The organism is Bariatricus sp. SGI.154 (genome assembly GCF_050313795.1).
Classification (GTDB): domain Bacteria; phylum Bacillota; class Clostridia; order Lachnospirales; family Lachnospiraceae; genus CAMBRQ01.
This window is the reverse complement of sequence record NZ_JBNPMC010000010.1, coordinates 1-16,249: the sequence shown is the minus strand read 5'-3', so window position 1 is coordinate 16,249 and position 16,249 is coordinate 1. Positions and strand designations below refer to the sequence as shown.

Here is a 16,249-nt window from a genome sequence, read left to right as displayed (position 1 = left end):
GGGGTAAGGCTTTATGGCTTCCAACATAAAAGGAATAACCATAGAAATAGGCGGAGACACCACAGAGCTAAGCAAAGCCTTAACCGGGGTAAATGGAACCAGCAGGGCGTTACAGTCAGAGCTTAAACAGGTGGACAAGCTGCTAAAGTTCGATAGTGGAAATATAACATTATGCGAGCAAAAGCAGGAACTGCTTACAGAGGCAGTGGCAGCAACAGAAGAAAAGCTGCGAGTGTTGGAAGAAGCAGAAAGACAAGTACAGGAACAATTTGAAAAAGGCGAAGTATCCAAAGAACAATACAGAGCCTTGCAAAGAGAGATCGAAAAAACAAAAAACGATTTAGGAAAGTACGAAACAGAATTAGATCAGGCTAAGCAGTCGTCCAATGATTTAGAGAAAGGCGCAAATGACTTGGGCGAAGAAATGGACGACTTAGCCGAGGATGTAAAAGAAGCTGGGGACAGCGCAGACGACGCAGCGGGCGGATTTACTGTTATGAAAGGTGCACTTGCTGATATGGCAGCAGACGGCATAGAGGCAGCAGGGGAGGCACTAAAAGATATGGTAGGTATGCAGCAGCAGGCGTCTAACCAGTTTCAAGCAGCTACAGGCATAGCTACAGAATCCATGGGCAAGTACAACGAAGCCATGGAAGCGATCTATAAAAATAATTTCGGAGAGTCATTGCAGGACGTTGCAGAAAAAATGGCTTTAGTAAAGCAGGCAACAGGCGAATTAGACCCGACGAAATTACAGACAATGACAGAAAACCTCTATACATTAGAGGACACATTTGGCATGGATTTTTCGGAAACCATGCGAGGCGTACAGTCGTTAATGGATCATTTCGGGCTGTCAGCAGACGAAGCGTTTAACCTTATGGCGACAGGAGCGCAAAACGGACTTAACTACACAGACGAGCTGGGCGACAACGTTTCGGAGTACGCGGGGAAATTTGCAGAAGCCGGATATAGTGCGGACGAGTATTTTATGCTGCTTCAGAACGGAGCGGACGGCGGCGCCTACAATTTGGACAAGGTAAACGACGCTATTAACGAGGTAACTACGAGGTTAGCGGACGGAACTATAGCGGACGGAATAGGCGGATTTTCTACAAAGACACAGGAGCTTTTTAAAGCTTGGCAGAATGGCGGAGCAACACAAAAAGAAGTAATAGACTCCATTGTAGCAGATATACAGAACACTACGAACGAACAAGAAAAAATGAACCTTGCAGCGTTGGCGTTTGGAACCATGGCGGAAGATGGCGGAACGAAGTTTATACAGTCGCTTAGCAGCGTGGGCGGAGCTTACGACGACGTGAAAGGCAAAATGGAAGAGATAAAGCAGATAAAGTACGACGACGTTATGAGCGAACTGGCAGGAGTAGGACGTACGGTGCAAATGGATGTTATAGCGCCGTTAGTTGACTCTTTAATGCCGATCATAAAAGAAGTTGTGGACTTTATAAGTGCTAATCTACCGACTATCACAGCGCTGGTAGGCGGATTTATGGCAGCGTTCGTGGTAACTAAGGTAGCCGGGATATTATCCGGGTTAATAGGCACGATTAGTACGGTAATAACGCTTGTTCAGTCGGGCATACCGATTATGACGGCGCTTAACGGCGTGCTAATGGCTAATCCCATTGTACTTATAGTGGCGGCGATAGCGGGGCTTGTAGTTGCTTTCGTGACGCTATGGAACACGTCGGAGAGCTTCCGACAATTCTGGATAAATTTGTGGGAAACCGTAAAAACTGCCTGCTTAACAGCATGGGAAGCAATTAAGAATTTTTTCTTAGTAACTGTGCCGGAAATTATAAACAACGTAATTACGTGGTTCCAAGAATTACCGGGCAAAATAAGCGCGTTTTTCTCGCAGATTCTCACAGATTTAATTACGTGGGGCAGCAATATGCTTGCCAATGCGACAGCAGCGGTAACGAATTTGGTAACAAGTATTACTACATGGTTTAGCCAGCTTCCGGGAAATATATGGAATTTCTTGCTTACGATCATAAACAATATTGTAACGTGGGGAAGCAACATTGTTTCGAGCGCGACAGCAGCAGCGACGAATTTGGTAACGAATGTTACCACATGGATTAGCCAATTACCGGGGAAAATTTGGAGCTTTTTACTCACGATCATAAATAATGTGATTACATGGGGCGCAAATATCGTAAGCAATGCCAAAAGCGCAGCAAGTAATATGCTTAACGGAGTGATAAGCTTCATATCACAGTTGCCGGGCAGAATAATGACATTTTTAAGCAACGTAATTTCTAATGTCGTTTCGTGGGGCAGCAATTTAGTAAGCAATGCCAAAAGTGCAGCAAGTAATATGCTTAATTCAGTGGTTAGCGGTATTGCGAGTATGCCGGGGCGCGTAGCCTCTAAACTTGGCGAAGTTATTTCAAGCGTTGTTTCATGGGGCGGGAATATGGTAAGCCAATTTAGCAGCATTGGGCGTAACGTAATTTCCGGCTTAATTAACGGTATTACAGGAATGGTAGGAAGCCTTTACAGTAGCATCAAAAATGCGCTGGGCGGACTGGTAGATAAAGCAAAAAGCGCCCTTGGAATACATAGCCCGTCAAAAGTATTTGAGGAAGAAGTGGGTAAGTTTATCCCGCCGGGAATTGGTCAAGGCGTAGAAAAGAATATGCCGGAATTGATGAAAGACACAGACGAAGCGTTGGGAGATTACGCTAAGCAAGTGGCGAATAACACAAAAATTAAGTTGGGCGTAGAGGAAGACGACGTTAGCAGCATGGTAAGTGGCAGAAGAATTGTAGCAAGCCAAGATTTAAAGTCAAGCACAAGCAATAAAACGCAGAAACAGGCAGCAGGGAATAGTTTTACACAGAATGTAAATATAACGTCGAACAGAGAATTAAGCCCGTCAGAAACGGCAAGACAGACAAGGAACGCAACTAGACAAATGATTTTAGCATTACAAAGGGGGTAGAGTATGGCAAAGAAAATAACGTGTACGAACGAGCGGGGCGTATCGGTATATTTTGACTATACTTTTACCCCGTTTTTCTTACTAAGCTGCGACGGACTGTATAAGGTTTCAAACAATGTAAACAGCAGTGACAACACAAATACAGACGGAAGCACTTACCAAGGAAGCAACACGCAGGAAAGAAACATAGTAATAACCGCGCAAATGTGCGAGAACTACCAACAGAACCGGGATATTTTATATAAGTGTTTTCGACCAAAGACAAAAGGAACGTTGGTACACGAAGAGCAAGACAAAAGGCGGCAGATTGAGTATTACGTGGAAAGCGTGGACATAGGAGAAAAAGGCGTAGTACGGGATATAGTAATATCTCTGATCGCAAATGACCCATTTTTTACAGATGTAGATTACACAGTGCAGCTTATGGCAAGCTGGGTAGCCGGGTTTGAGTTTGGGCATGAGTTTAAGGCAGCAGGAGAAGAAATAGGCTACAGAACCATGGAGCTTATTAAGGAATTTGCAAATGAGAGCACGACAGATAGAACGGGCGTAATTATTAAGCTGGAAGCGCTGGCAGCAGTCAAAACACCGACTGTAAGAAATCTTACAACAGGGGAATTTATAAAAGTAAATACAGATTTAAAGTACGGGGATGTGCTGGAAATCTGCACAGAAACAAATAAAAAGAATGTTTATTTAATCCGGGACGGGGAAAGAAAAAGTATAAATGGCTACATAGACGAGGATAGCGAATATATCCAGCTAGAAGCAGGGCTTAATACATTGCAGTACGAAGCAGAGAGCGGAACGGAAAGCCTTAACGTGAGCGTGGAGTACAGGCATAGATATTTAGGAGTATAGGTATGGAAATAAGAGTATATAGCCCAAGCATGGAGTTTTTGGGAGTAATTGAAGACTTTAAAAGCCTGCTATGGTGCAGAAAATATTACGAGCCGGGCAACTTCCAGCTGTATGCACCGGGAACGGATAGAAATATAGAATTACTACAGACAGGGAACATAATCACAAAGCGCGGGAGTGTAGAAGCTGGAATTATAGGCGGGCACACAGACGAAGAGGGAAGCAAGAGTAACCAGATAACAAGAAGCGGGAACTTTTTAAGCATACTTACAGCGCGCAGGATTATAAAGAATACGATAAATTTCAGCGGGACACAAGAGGACGCTATGCGCTATATGGTTGGACAGGTAACACCAATACCGCTATTAGAACTGGGAGAGCGCAAAGGATATGCCGGAGACGTTACTTTTCAAGCAACATGGAAAAACCTACAGACATATTTAACAAAAATGGCAAAAAGTTCGGGGCTGGGTTACAGGATAAGACCAGACTTCCGGGCAAAGAAAATGTATTTTGAAGTTTACAAAGGTGTAGATCACAGCGTGCTACAGACAGAAAACCCTAGAGTTATATTTTCAAGAGAACTTGGAAACCTTAACGACATTACATATACGTACGACGACACAAAATATAGAAATGTCTTTTATATAGGCGGACAGGGAGAGGGAGACGAAAGAAAAATAGTAATATTGGGAGATACCGAAGCCGAAGACATTAGGGAAGTATTCATAGATGCAAAAGACTTAAAGCAAGGCGATTTGACAGACACAGAATACGAAGAAGCATTATTACAGCGCGGGCGAGAAAAGAAAGAAGACTATAACATTAAAGAGAGCATAGAAGCAGAAGTGCAAAGCACAAACTTTGAGTATAAAAAAGACTGGGATTTAGGCGACATAGTAACGACTAAAAAAAGAGAATGGAATATAACACTAAACCAACGTGTAACAGAAGTACAGGAAAGCTACGAAAACGGCGGAACGAAAATAGAGCCAACATTTGGGGATGCGCTGCCGGAGACGTTAGATTTAAGCGAGGATTAAAAAATGAGTGATAACGCATATTTTTATAACTCTATAGCCGGGGACAGAAAATACGACGCTGATAGCTTTAGCGACTGGCTAAAGCAGTTCTTCACAGACGGAATTTTAAGCGGCGGCTTACAGGTTATAGCCAATGGAGACATGACATTAACGGTAAATACGGGAACTGCCTTAATAGGTGGGAAAGTAAAAGTATTTGAAGAAAAAAAGGTACTACGATTATCAACGGCAAGCGGAACGCTTAACAGGGTTGACAATATTGTAGTACGAAGAGACGACGACGCAAGAGACTTTACAATAGAGATCGTTAAAGGAAATGCAGCAGTAACACCAGTTGCGCCGGAATTAACGAGAAGTGGGAATATATACGAGCTTAAGCTTGCGGAAGTAAGAGTTAACAAAGGTGTAGTAGTAGTTACGCAGGCGTCCGTTTCGGACACAAGGGCTAATAGGGAAGTTTGCGGGTGGATAATTGGAAATACGGAAACGATACCAGCAGAGCAGCTGCTTAGACAAATGGACGTAGCATTTAATGAGTGGTTTACCGGGATGAAAAACCAGTTAACGACGGATGCCGCCGGGAATTTGCAAACGCAGATAAATGTATTGAAAAATAAGATTAAATACGGAACAAAGCTGCCGGAAACAGCACAAGAGGGGGACGTATTTATACTCGTAGAAAGCTAGGTGGTAACGCATGAATACGAGCGCAACAATTAACGGAAAATACTATAGCCAGCGAACAAGCTTTACGGCCAGAACCAATTTTACAGGAAAGGCAGCCAGCGACGGGACTGGGGCTAATAGTACGGTAACAGTAGGAACAACGTACACATTTCTTTATTATAATCCGGGTTCAAGATACCCGTATGCTATCGGCTTACCGGGATATGGAAACCAAGTGCGTTGCTGGGTACAAGCTTCGGTATTTCCGTACGCTACATATTCAGTAAAATACAACGCCAACGGTGGAAGCGGAGCACCGGGAGCGCAGACAAAAACTTGGAATAGTAATTTAAAGCTAAGCGGGACAAAACCAACTAAGACAGGTTACACGTTCCAAGGCTGGGCGACAAGTGCAAGCGGCGGAGCTGTATACGCTGCGGGCGGTATCTATACAGCCAATGCAGCAATAACACTGTACGCGGTATGGAAAATAAATACGTATGGAGTAAATTACAACGCCAACGGTGGAAGCGGAGCGCCGGGAAAACAGACAAAAACATACGGCGAAAATCTTGTATTAAGTAGCACAAAGCCGACAAGGACGGGATATACGTTTTTGGGCTGGGCGACAAGCGCAAGCGGTGGCGTCGTATATAAGCCGGGAGCGACCTATACGGGAAATGCTCAACTTAATTTATATGCGGTATGGCAGATCAATACATATACGGTAGCTTACAACGCCAATGGCGGAAGCGGAGCGCCGGGGAATCAGACGAAAACATATGGCAAAAATCTTGTATTAAGTAGCACAAAGCCGACAAAGACAGGTTATACATTTATAGGCTGGGCAGTAAGCAGCACTGGAAGTGTAGCATATTCGGCAGGGGCTACTTACACAGCCAATGCAGCAATAACGCTGTATGCGGTATGGCAAGCTAATACATATACGGTACGTTTTAATGCCAATGGCGGAAGCGGGAATATGGGAAGCCAGACGTATACGTATGGAGTAACAAAAGACCTTAACGCAAATCTATTTACAAAGATAGGGCGCACGTTTAAAGGCTGGGCAACAACACCGGGCGGAATAAAGGTATATGACGACGGGGCAAAAGTAAAGAACCTCACAAGCGCGCAAGGCGGCGTAGTAGATTTATACGCAGTATGGCAAGCAAACACATATACAATTACGTTTAATGCCTCAAAGAACGGCGGAACCGGGGACACAACGCAGAAGAAAACGCACGGTACAAAATTAGGAACGTTGCCGACAGCAACGAAAAAATACTATGTTTTCCAAGGCTGGTATACGGCAGCAGTAGGCGGCGTTAAGATCACTGAAAATACTATTGTAGAGAAAGACATAACAGTATATGCGCAGTACATTATAGACGCATCTGTATATATAAAAGCAGGCGGGGTAACTAAGCCGGGCTTCCCGTATATTTGGCATAATGGCAGCTGGAAAAAAGGCTATACGTATGTATGGACAAGAGACGGCTGGAAGCAGGGATTAAGCGAATAGAAAGGAGTGAAAACCATGAAAATAGAAGAGGGATATATTGCGCTGGAAAATTACACCATGTACGCGAATTATTCAGACGATCATATATACGAAATCGGAGAAGACCGCAGCGTGCCGGACATTACGCAGATCACAATGAAAGGCGACACAAACAGCCAGTATATTACGTTCCAGATGCCGCGTTATTATGACGGTATAGACCTTACAACAAAGCAGATTATTGTACGCTGGTATAACGAAGAGAACGCAGACAAAGGCGGAAGCTATAGCGATATTTGCGACGTGCGGTATAACGAAGAGTTTATACGCTTTGCATGGCTTTTGGACTTCGGAGTAACAGAGTACGACGGAGTGGTAGCATTTGCGTTTGAAAATATCGGTACAAATGAAGTAGATAAGAGCTATGTATGGAAGACTGCATTAGGAAAGCTGGAGATTACAGACAATGTAGATAACGGAGCAGGGGGAGATGAACCAAGCGAGGACTGGTTTACAAACCTTATGGCACGTATCGACGAAATGTATAAAGCAGCAGAGACAGCAGAGAATATGGCAGACACAGCAGAACAGGCAGCGGGAGCAGCGACAGAAGCAGCAGGAGCAGCGAATGCGGCAGCAGAAGCAGCCAATACAGCGACAGGAAAGGCAAATGCGGCGACAACAGCGGCAAACGCAGCAGCCGGAAACGCGAATACAGCAGCAGGAGCAGCGAACGAGGCAGCAGAGGCAGCAAATACAGCAGCAGAGAGCGTATTTACGGATAAGAATTTTTTCTTGCTGCGGAATGAAGACGGAACGCTAAAACTTGTATATAACGAAGAGCAGGCGTAGAAAGGAGTAAAAATGGGAGTAGTTGGTACAGTAGATTTAGTAAGCGACACAACAGCAAAAGAAATGGTAGAGCAGTTAAAATATGCAAATGCTTTAAGAGCAGCAGAGGCAGCGGAAAGTTTGGCGGTATTAAAAGCAGACTTAAAGGGTATTCAGAGTTTGGTAAGAAAAAGGCTTGCTTCACAGATATTTGAGGTAGGCGATCAGATTGTAGTACCTTGGACAGACAAAGACGCAACTAAGACATATCAAGTGCCTATGGATATTGTGCATTTCGGAGATGTGACACTTAAGGACGGGGAAGTAGTGCCGGGAATGTTCTTACAGTGGCATTATGCGACTCCATACGGCGTTATGTTCGACGCATACGAAGCTTTTTATTATGCAGAGGAAGAGCTTCCGGCAGGAACTTACTATATTACAGTAGGGGATAATTGGGGTACATATTGTAAGAAGAATGAAACTTACAGCTTTACATTAACAAGTCCAGTACCAACAGGCGGGCAGTTAAGCGGATTTAAAGGTATGCCAGATCAAGCACCGACGAGCTGGAAAGTATACAGCTGGGCAAGCAAAGAGGCAGCGGAACCGATAGAAACGGTATCAGTAACGGCAGGGGCAAACGGGACAAGCTTAGGAACGTTGCAGGCAGCCGGAAACGAACAGTTAAATAGCCTGCATAGAACAGCATACGGCTATAACCGCTGGAGCCAGAGCGCAATTAGGCAGTACCTTAATTCTGCGAAAGAAAAAGGGGAATGGTGGAAACCACAGAACAATTACGACAGGATGCCAGATCAGTTAAGCACAAAAACGGGATTTTTGGCAGGCTTCGAGAAAGACTTTTTAGACGTGATCGGGGAAGTAAAAGTAACGACTGCGCTTAATACGGTAACGGACGCAAGCGTAGGGGCGCAGGAAGATACTTATGACAAAATCTTTTTACCGTCACTTGAGCAGCTATACTTAGTACCGCAGTTAAAAGGAGCAGAGGGCGACTACTGGGAGTACTGGAAGAGAGCAACAGGAGCGACAGAGCCGCAGGCGACAGGAAAGACATATCCAGAACGTATTACTTATGCGATTGAGGCGCGGACAAGTGCGCAGATTGTCCGCTTGCGTAGTGAGTATCGCGGCACCGGTTACAATACGTGGAGTGTGCTCACGAGCGGCAACGTCAGCAACTACTACGCGGGCTACGCTCATCGCTGCGCCCCGGCTTGTGTCATTTGCTAATCTGAAATAATCCGCGGGCAACGCCTTGCCTGCGGATAGCTAAACTATGAAGGAGTAAGACGTGGCAGTACCAGAAACACAGAGGGGTGTAGGAAAATTCGACGTATTGATTAAGGCGAATGATTTAGCAGTATATACTATGAGGATTACAAAGAACCCCAAGAATTTTGCACCAGAATATCAGACGGCACTTACAGACGATATTATTAGGACAGCTAAAGACATTTTTATAAAATGCTGGACGGCAAACAATATAAGAGTAGGGGACGACCCGGAAAATTGGAGAGCGAGAAAAAGACTACAGGAAGAGGCGGCGCGGGATTGCAATAATTTACTGGCGCTAATTCAAATGGCAAAACCGTTATTCCATTTAGAAACAAAGCGGGTAAAATACTGGGGCAAAAAGACAATAGAGGTAAGGAACCGTATAAGGGACTGGAAAGACGGAGATAGTAAGCGCTACAACAATTTATTGAAGTAGCTTTGCTATATATGGGCTGTAGGCTGAAAGCGCAGAATGTCCGCTTGCGTAGTGAGAATCGCGGCAACGGTAACAATACGTGGAATGTGAACACGAGCGGCAACGTCAACAACAACAACGCGAACAACGCTAATCGCTGCGCCCCGGATTGTGTTAGACACAATAGGCATACGGCTGCTACATAGTGGCGGCGCCCTATAAAAAGAATTGACACAAGGAGCCGAGTGACCCAGCCGGAAACGGCAAAACAACACCGAGGCGATACAGTCAGCTTTTTATAGAAGCTGGTACTGTTATACACGTCGCGGAAACTAAAAATATGAATGACGCGGAAACAGTCGCGGAGAATGTAATAGGGTTCGAGGCTTTATGGGACTCTATGTATAAATGCAAGAAAGGAGTAGTGTGGAAAGACTCTGTAGCGCATTACTACCTTAATGGGATTGAAGAAACACTAAAATTAGAAGAACAGTTAAAGATAGGAAAATACAAAGCAAGAAAACCAGTATGTTTTAAAGTAACGCATCCGAAAGAAAGAGATATTGTAAGCATTGCTTTTAGAGATCGTGTTTACCAAAGGAGCCTTAACGATAATTCTATATATCCGCAAATGAGCAAAAGCTTTATTTACGATAATATGGCTTGCCAGAAAGGAAAAGGAACAGATAAGGCGAGGGAGAGACTGAAAGCGCAGCTGCAAAGGCATTACAGGAAACATGGAACAAAAGGAGCGGTGCTGCAATGCGATATAAAAGGGTATTATCCCAATATGAAACACGAAGTAGCGCTTAATAAGTTTAAGCGAGGGCTTGACCCATGGACATACGAAAGAACAAAAGCGGTACTGGAAGAACAATACGAGGGAGACACAGGATATAATCCGGGCAGCCAAATGGTACAAATAGCTGGTATTTCGGTACTGGACGACTTAGACCATTACATAAAGGAGAAGCTACATATAAAAGAATACGAAAGATATATGGACGACTTCATACTAATACATGAAGACGAAGAATACTTAGAATACTGCAAAGAGATTATAAGAGGAAAACTGGCAGAAATTGGATTTTCATTGAACGAGAAAAAGACAAAGGTATACGGCCTACGAAAAGGCATAACCTTTTTAGGGTTTAACTTTAGGCTTACGGAAACCGGGAAAGTTATTATGACAATAAAGCCGGAAAACGTAAAGCAGGAAAGGAAGAAACTATACAGGCTGGTACAGCTGGCAAAGCGCGGGGAGATCACAAAAGCAAAGGCGGACGAATGTTACGCGGGCTGGAGAAATCACGCGGCAAAAGGAGACAGCACAAAATTGCTACAGAGAATGGATAAATACTATAAAGACCTATGGAAAGGGGAGCGGGCTAATGTCAATGTTTATACAGAAGCTTAAGAGAAGCATTGCAGAACAGAGAGCAGAAGAAAGAACAAAAGCAGAGGTAGAAAAACAGGGCGCGCTGTTAGAGTACGTGGCTATTATGGCAGACGTGGAGCTGCCGGAAGAAGAAAGCGAGGGCTTTAATCGTGGAGAAATCTAAGAATTTTGAAAAATACAAGAAATATTACGAAGCAGGCTGGTATACAGCAGAAATGCTGGAAAATCTTGTAACGAAAGAAAAACTTACACAGGAAGAGTACGAAGAAATAATTACAGCAGGAGAGACGGAATAAACGAAAAGAGGTACTTTTAAATGGACTTAATGGGAATAGTGGCAGAATTATTAACGGTAATACTCACGCCGTTAATGGGCTATATTGCTTGGCTGCTTAAACAACAAAAGAAAGACAGAGATGCAAACAGTAAAGGAACCATGTTACTGCTTAGAGTGCAGCTTATCGAATATCACGAAAAATGGACAAAAAGGGGGTATATAACAAGGCATGGGCTACAGAATTTCATAGAAATGTATGACGCTTATCACGCTTTAGGCGGCAACGGAATGGTAACACATTTGCTGGAAGAGGTAAGGGAGTTGCAAATTGAGACATAGGAGCAGAGACATGGTTAAAAAACGAAGAGAAGAACCAAAGAAAGAAGCACCTATATTGTGGCTGTGGGAGTTCAGTAAAAAAGTGGTAAGCACAGCTTTCTTATTATACATACTTGCGGTGATATATGCTTTATTCATGGCTAACAAGGCGATCATGTTAACCATGGACACTACGGCATTGAGCACTTTTATTACAGAAATGAATGAGACATTTAGGGTAGTAGTTGGCGGATATATGCTTAAGGCTGCTGGGGAGAATGTAGTAAAAATCACAACGACGTACTTAGATGGGAAAAATAAGAAAGTAAAAGAAACACAGCTAGAGCAGGACGAAGAGGAACAAGAAACAGAAATAGGATTAGGATAAGGAGAAAAAAGATATGGAAAAGTATGTAATGTATGTGGCGGTGCTACTTATTGCGGTGCTGGCATTAACTGTATGGACAAACTTAGTAGTGCAGGTAACAAAGAAAGTAGTAGCGTGGGACAAGTTCCCAGTGCAGGCGTATGTAGCTATTGTAGCCATTGTGTCTACGGTAGTGGCGGCGGCTGTGGCGATCACATATTTTAAGCTAACTATGCACTGGTATTATGCAGTCGCAGCGGTTGTAGTTGGGCTATTAGTGTGCTATGCGGCTATGTACGGTTACGACAACTTATATAAGCAGTTCGCAGAAATGCTACAGACAATTAAAAAGATACTGGCAGGGAACTACGAAACAAAAGACAAAGTAGACACAAAATAATTTTGACAGTACGAAAGTACAGAAAGTGAGGACAATATGGGATATACAAATAGTTCTTTGGTTAATTGTACAGTTAAAAGCCCGAACCATAGCGGAAGACGTACACACAGCATTGATAGAATTACGCCGCATTGCGTAGTAGGGCAGTTATCCGCCGAGGGTATCGGTAGCTGCTTCCCGGCTGGAAGAGAGGCAAGTTGCAATTACGGAATTGGAAAAGACGGTAGAGTATGCTTGATCGTTGACGAAGCAAATAGAAGCTGGTGCACATCCAGCAACGCGAACGATCAGAGAGCGGTAACGATTGAGTGCGCGAGCGATACTACAGACCCATATACCATGACAAATGCGGTATACGAAAAGTTAATTAAGTTGTGCGTGGATATTTGTAAACGAAATGGCAAGAAAAAGCTTCTTTGGTTCGCTGATAAAAACAAGTCTTTAAATTACAGTCCAAAGGCTGACGAAATGGTACTGACCGTACATAGGTGGTTTGCAAATAAGAGTTGTCCGGGAGATTGGCTGTATTCAAGATTAGGAGACGTAGCGAAGAGAGTAACGGCGCAGCTTGGCGGCGGAACCTCTACAGGCGGAAACGGTGGAACAACAGGCAAACTTTACAGAGTAAGAAAAACATGGGCGGATGCAAAAAGCCAGAAAGGTGCTTTTTCAAGTCTGGAAAATGCTAAACGCTGCGCAGATCAGTATAAGCTTACTGTGTTTGACGAGTCCGGGAACGCGGTATATAATGCTGGGAATAACTCTACAGACGTGCCATTTAAAGTAAAAATTACAGCAAAAGACTTGCGTATTAGAAAAGGCGCTGGAGATAATACGGAATGGACGAAAGAATATACAGGAGCGGGGGTATTTACAATAGTAGAAGTGAAGCCGGGGCATGGTTCCGTAAAAGGTTGGGGAAAACTCAAAAGCGGCGCGGGCTGGGTAAGCTTAGACTATTGTACAAGATTATAGTATGATAGCTGTAGAAGAATTAGAAGCGCAGATTATTGTAATGGCACACGCGGCTTGTAGCATTGTGGACGGCTGCGAATTGTGCCCGCTATACCGGGAAGAATTAGAAACAACGAGGCAGCAGGGAATATGCCAAGAAAAAATAGGGCTGGAAAACGTGAGAAATGCGTTAATTACGCTTCGGGGAAATAAGAGATAAAGTAAGGCGTGTCGTTAATAACGGCGCGCCTTTAGCATTGAGAAAAACTATATAAAAATGTAAATAAACATTGACAATATACCCAAATGGGTATATAATAAAAACATCAAAGGAGAACAGTAAGAAACAATAAGCGCAAGGCGCAGAAAGGGGAAACGGCAATAAATGGGAAAGAAACAAAAGAAAAAGCCTATCAAATGGCAAGAGCTGGTAACAAATGCACTGATAGACTTAATCGTAGGAACGATACTTATAATAATTGATAAGTTATTAAATTAAGCATCCAGTGGGCGAAAGCCCACCGCCTATATAAAATATAACATAAACCCAAAGCCGAGTAAAGAGCATGATTTTTAAGTTAGGAGTTTTTTTAGTAGCGGTAGGAGCTGTAAAAGTATGTGTAGCTTTATACATGAGAGCGAAAGAAAAGAGAGGTAAATAATGGCTATAGGCGAAAATATTAAGAAAGCAAGAAAAGCGGCGGGCATTTCTCAAAAAGAGCTTGCAGATCGGCTTCAAGTATATCAAAAAGATATAAGCCGCTGGGAGAATGGAGAGCGCGCGCCGTCTATAGAAGTATTTGCAAGAATATGCAGGGAGCTTAGCGTTTCGGCGGATGAAATTTTAGAATTAAAGTAAAAAACGGAAGAGAGGGCGTAATATGATAGTAATAAGAATAGTTTTATATGTGATTGGCGCATTTTTTGGATTAAGTGGTATCGTGGCTATACCAGCTGGAGAAGTGACAGGCGGCGTAATTTGCGTGGGAATCGGGGCACTGTGTATACTGCTTGGTACGAAATGCAAAAGAGGCAAAAAAGAAGTACGGGCAGAAAAGAAAACAGTGCAGGCGGTTGCTGCACGTACACCTAGCATTAAGATCGCAGAAACAATAAGGACGAAATTAGTAGGCGTTACGTTTGACAATGAGGACGGAGAAAACAGGCAGGACATACTTAAGAGTATGACGGGAAACGAAAACATTACAGTAGAGAAGTATACGTTTAATGGAGAGCCTGCCGCTTATGTAAAATGGGGTAATAAGATACTTGGAAATCTTGCGGCAGATTTAGCTAAGAGTTTAGAAAGAAAATATCCGGGAGCGAGATACAGCGCAGAAATACTCGAAATTTCAAGGGGGGGGGTACAAACGTTCGGGTGCAATATTGAACTGGACGTTATAATAGAAAATAAGAGCAAAGAAGCAGAGAAAAAAAGAGAACCGATTGTATACGTAGAGAATAACAGCAAAAAATACCATATTGACCCAAATTGTTCGGGAATGAAAAAACCAAAGAGTATACCGTTAAGCGAAGCAAAGAAGAAGTATACAGCTTGTAAAAAATGTTGCAAATAAAGGTAAAGAAATAAGCCGCAGACCAGTAGGAATGTCTGCGGATTTTCGTCGTATTTAGATTATATACAAAAGAGAGGTAGCACAATGGCTGGGGAAAAAGGCTTTAAGCATCTGACAAAGGCAGACAGAATAAAAATAGAAGCGTTAACAAAAGCGGGACATAGCGTAGCAGAGATAGCAGCACAGTTACACGTACACCGCAGTACAATTTATAGGGAGCTGAAAAGAGGAACTTATACGGCGCTTAATTCTGATTTGACGACAGAAGAAAGATATAGCCCGGACATTGCGGACGATAAATATAGGGAAAATCTGAAAAGCAAAGGCGGAGTACTTAAAATAGGGAACGACATAAAATTAGCAAATTATATAGAAAACAAGATTATAAACGAGGACTACAGCCCGGCAGCAGTACTAGGGGAACTTAAGGCGCAGGGGAAAGAGAGCGACTTTACAGTAACAATATGCGTAACTACACTCTACAGTTATATTGATAAGGGGATTTTCTTAAAATTAACAAATAAGAACTTGCCAGTAAAAAAGAACAAGAAGAGGGATTACAAAAAGGTTAAGCGGCAGCAGACAAGAGCGACAGCAGGCGAGAGTATAGAGAAACGCCCGGACGAAGTAAACACCCGACAGGAGTTCGGTAATTGGGAAATGGACACAGTAAAAGGAAAGCGTGGAAAATCAAAAAACAGCTTACTTGTACTGACAGAGAGAAAGACAAGGGACGAAATTATATTTAAGCTGCCAGCACATACAGCAGAGGCGGTAGTGGATGCACTGGACAGATTAGAGCGAAAATGGGGCAGTATGTTTAAAAAGGTATTCAAGACTATAACCGTAGACAATGGCAGCGAGTTTGCATATTGTGACGAGATAGAACGATCTATACTGGGAGAGGGGAAAAGGACAAAAATATATTACTGCCACCCGTATAGTAGCTGGGAACGTGGTACAAATGAAGTAACAAATAAAATGGTAAGGCGAAAAATACCAAAAGGCACAAACTTTGACGGAAAGACAGACGAAGAGATAGAGACAATAGAAAACTGGATAAACAATTATCCGCGGCGCATACATGGCTACAGATCAGCAGGGGAATTGTTCAAAGAAGAGGTACGAAAAATAAGCTAGAAAAAAATTAAAAAAGTGTCGCATTTAATATTGACATTTTTAAAAATAAAATGGATATCAAAAAAGTGTTGACAAAGATAGAAACATGTGATATTCTATAAAAGTTGTCGCTGGAGTGACAAAAACACTTGAGAACAACGAAAAAATAAATAAAAAAAGTTGTTGACAAACGACAAAAGATATGGTAATCTAATATGGCTGTCGAAAATGGCAACAACAAA

At 43.0% G+C, this 16,249-nt stretch carries 19 protein-coding genes; all 19 read left to right on the top strand.

Going from position 1 to position 16,249, the window contains the following annotated elements; translation table 11 throughout:
• The first annotated feature begins 13 nt into the window (after positions 1–13).
• The 19 genes from ACQRBN_RS06540 (at position 14) to ACQRBN_RS06450 (ending at position 16,028) form a co-directional block, all read left to right on the top strand.
• Positions 14–2,974, top strand: coding sequence for a phage tail tape measure protein (locus ACQRBN_RS06540; protein WP_427738188.1), 2,961 nt, complete (start codon positions 14–16; stop codon positions 2,972–2,974).
• A gap of 3 nt (positions 2,975–2,977) precedes the next feature.
• Positions 2,978–3,835: a phage distal tail protein gene (locus ACQRBN_RS06535; protein ID WP_427738187.1), complete on the top strand. Its 858-nt coding sequence runs from the start codon at positions 2,978–2,980 to the stop codon at positions 3,833–3,835.
• A gap of 2 nt (positions 3,836–3,837) precedes the next feature.
• Positions 3,838–4,878, top strand: a complete 1,041-nt coding sequence (locus ACQRBN_RS06530) for a siphovirus ReqiPepy6 Gp37-like family protein (protein ID WP_427738186.1) — start codon at positions 3,838–3,840, stop codon at positions 4,876–4,878.
• 3 nt (positions 4,879–4,881) lie between these two features.
• Complete coding sequence (locus ACQRBN_RS06525; protein ID WP_427738185.1) at positions 4,882–5,565, top strand: hypothetical protein; 684 nt, start codon at positions 4,882–4,884, stop codon at positions 5,563–5,565.
• 10 nt (positions 5,566–5,575) lie between these two features.
• Positions 5,576–7,069 (top strand): InlB B-repeat-containing protein, encoded by a 1,494-nt coding sequence (locus tag ACQRBN_RS06520; RefSeq protein ID WP_427738184.1) that lies wholly within the window; start codon positions 5,576–5,578, stop codon positions 7,067–7,069.
• A gap of 15 nt (positions 7,070–7,084) precedes the next feature.
• Positions 7,085–7,900 carry a hypothetical protein gene (locus tag ACQRBN_RS06515; protein WP_427738183.1) on the top strand — a complete coding sequence of 272 codons (816 nt, stop codon included), beginning with the start codon at positions 7,085–7,087 and terminating at the stop codon, positions 7,898–7,900.
• A 12-nt stretch (positions 7,901–7,912) separates the two neighbouring features.
• Positions 7,913–9,136, top strand: coding sequence for a DUF6273 domain-containing protein (locus ACQRBN_RS06510; protein WP_427738182.1), 1,224 nt, complete (start codon positions 7,913–7,915; stop codon positions 9,134–9,136).
• A gap of 61 nt (positions 9,137–9,197) precedes the next feature.
• Positions 9,198–9,617, top strand: a complete 420-nt coding sequence (locus ACQRBN_RS06505) for a hypothetical protein (protein ID WP_427738181.1) — start codon at positions 9,198–9,200, stop codon at positions 9,615–9,617.
• 319 nt (positions 9,618–9,936) lie between these two features.
• Positions 9,937–11,013, top strand: a complete 1,077-nt coding sequence (locus tag ACQRBN_RS06500; RefSeq protein ID WP_427738180.1) for a reverse transcriptase domain-containing protein — start codon at positions 9,937–9,939, stop codon at positions 11,011–11,013.
• Entirely contained in the window at positions 10,988–11,158 is a 171-nt protein-coding gene (locus ACQRBN_RS06495) for a hypothetical protein (RefSeq protein ID WP_427738179.1), read from the top strand. The genes ACQRBN_RS06500 and ACQRBN_RS06495 overlap by 26 nt, the downstream gene beginning before the upstream one ends.
• Complete coding sequence (locus tag ACQRBN_RS06490) at positions 11,145–11,291, top strand: XkdX family protein (RefSeq protein ID WP_427738178.1); 147 nt, start codon at positions 11,145–11,147, stop codon at positions 11,289–11,291. Before ACQRBN_RS06495 ends, ACQRBN_RS06490 begins: the two co-directional genes overlap by 14 nt.
• Positions 11,292–11,311: 20 nt before the next feature.
• Complete coding sequence (locus ACQRBN_RS06485; RefSeq protein WP_427738177.1) at positions 11,312–11,611, top strand: hypothetical protein; 300 nt, start codon at positions 11,312–11,314, stop codon at positions 11,609–11,611.
• Positions 11,612–11,621: 10 nt separating this feature from the next.
• Complete coding sequence (locus tag ACQRBN_RS06480) at positions 11,622–11,978, top strand: hypothetical protein (RefSeq protein ID WP_427738176.1); 357 nt, start codon at positions 11,622–11,624, stop codon at positions 11,976–11,978.
• Positions 11,979–11,991: 13 nt separating this feature from the next.
• Positions 11,992–12,357 (top strand): hypothetical protein, encoded by a 366-nt coding sequence (locus ACQRBN_RS06475; protein ID WP_427738175.1) that lies wholly within the window; start codon positions 11,992–11,994, stop codon positions 12,355–12,357.
• A gap of 36 nt (positions 12,358–12,393) precedes the next feature.
• Positions 12,394–13,332 carry a peptidoglycan recognition protein family protein gene (locus ACQRBN_RS06470; RefSeq protein WP_427738174.1) on the top strand — a complete coding sequence of 313 codons (939 nt, stop codon included), beginning with the start codon at positions 12,394–12,396 and terminating at the stop codon, positions 13,330–13,332.
• 1 nt (position 13,333) lies between these two features.
• A complete protein-coding gene (locus tag ACQRBN_RS06465) occupies positions 13,334–13,531 on the top strand; it encodes a hypothetical protein (protein ID WP_427738173.1) in 198 nt (65 codons plus the stop codon).
• A gap of 441 nt (positions 13,532–13,972) precedes the next feature.
• Positions 13,973–14,170, top strand: coding sequence for a helix-turn-helix domain-containing protein (locus ACQRBN_RS06460; protein WP_427738172.1), 198 nt, complete (start codon positions 13,973–13,975; stop codon positions 14,168–14,170).
• Between the two features lie 22 nt (positions 14,171–14,192).
• On the top strand, positions 14,193–14,888 hold the full coding sequence (locus ACQRBN_RS06455; protein WP_427738171.1) for a hypothetical protein: 696 nt from the start codon (positions 14,193–14,195) through the stop codon (positions 14,886–14,888).
• 84 nt (positions 14,889–14,972) lie between these two features.
• Positions 14,973–16,028 carry an IS30 family transposase gene (locus ACQRBN_RS06450; RefSeq protein ID WP_427738170.1) on the top strand — a complete coding sequence of 352 codons (1,056 nt, stop codon included), beginning with the start codon at positions 14,973–14,975 and terminating at the stop codon, positions 16,026–16,028.
• Positions 16,029–16,249: the final 221 nt, after the last annotated feature.

Bases quoted from the DNA above. Each gene is read 5' to 3' on its own strand.
- ACQRBN_RS06540 (WP_427738188.1), top strand. From the start codon at position 14: ATGGCTTCCAACATAAAAGGAATAACCATAGAAATAGGCGGAGACACC.
- ACQRBN_RS06535 (WP_427738187.1), top strand. From the start codon at position 2,978: ATGGCAAAGAAAATAACGTGTACGAACGAGCGGGGCGTATCGGTATAT.
- ACQRBN_RS06530 (WP_427738186.1), top strand. From the start codon at position 3,838: ATGGAAATAAGAGTATATAGCCCAAGCATGGAGTTTTTGGGAGTAATT.
- ACQRBN_RS06525 (WP_427738185.1), top strand. From the start codon at position 4,882: ATGAGTGATAACGCATATTTTTATAACTCTATAGCCGGGGACAGAAAA.
- ACQRBN_RS06520 (WP_427738184.1), top strand. From the start codon at position 5,576: ATGAATACGAGCGCAACAATTAACGGAAAATACTATAGCCAGCGAACA.
- ACQRBN_RS06515 (WP_427738183.1), top strand. From the start codon at position 7,085: ATGAAAATAGAAGAGGGATATATTGCGCTGGAAAATTACACCATGTAC.
- ACQRBN_RS06510 (WP_427738182.1), top strand. From the start codon at position 7,913: ATGGGAGTAGTTGGTACAGTAGATTTAGTAAGCGACACAACAGCAAAA.
- ACQRBN_RS06500 (WP_427738180.1), top strand. From the start codon at position 9,937: ATGAATGACGCGGAAACAGTCGCGGAGAATGTAATAGGGTTCGAGGCT.
- ACQRBN_RS06495 (WP_427738179.1), top strand. From the start codon at position 10,988: ATGTCAATGTTTATACAGAAGCTTAAGAGAAGCATTGCAGAACAGAGA.
- ACQRBN_RS06485 (WP_427738177.1), top strand. From the start codon at position 11,312: ATGGACTTAATGGGAATAGTGGCAGAATTATTAACGGTAATACTCACG.
- ACQRBN_RS06480 (WP_427738176.1), top strand. From the start codon at position 11,622: ATGGTTAAAAAACGAAGAGAAGAACCAAAGAAAGAAGCACCTATATTG.
- ACQRBN_RS06475 (WP_427738175.1), top strand. From the start codon at position 11,992: ATGGAAAAGTATGTAATGTATGTGGCGGTGCTACTTATTGCGGTGCTG.
- ACQRBN_RS06470 (WP_427738174.1), top strand. From the start codon at position 12,394: ATGGGATATACAAATAGTTCTTTGGTTAATTGTACAGTTAAAAGCCCG.
- ACQRBN_RS06465 (WP_427738173.1), top strand. From the start codon at position 13,334: ATGATAGCTGTAGAAGAATTAGAAGCGCAGATTATTGTAATGGCACAC.
- ACQRBN_RS06460 (WP_427738172.1), top strand. From the start codon at position 13,973: ATGGCTATAGGCGAAAATATTAAGAAAGCAAGAAAAGCGGCGGGCATT.
- ACQRBN_RS06455 (WP_427738171.1), top strand. From the start codon at position 14,193: ATGATAGTAATAAGAATAGTTTTATATGTGATTGGCGCATTTTTTGGA.
- ACQRBN_RS06450 (WP_427738170.1), top strand. From the start codon at position 14,973: ATGGCTGGGGAAAAAGGCTTTAAGCATCTGACAAAGGCAGACAGAATA.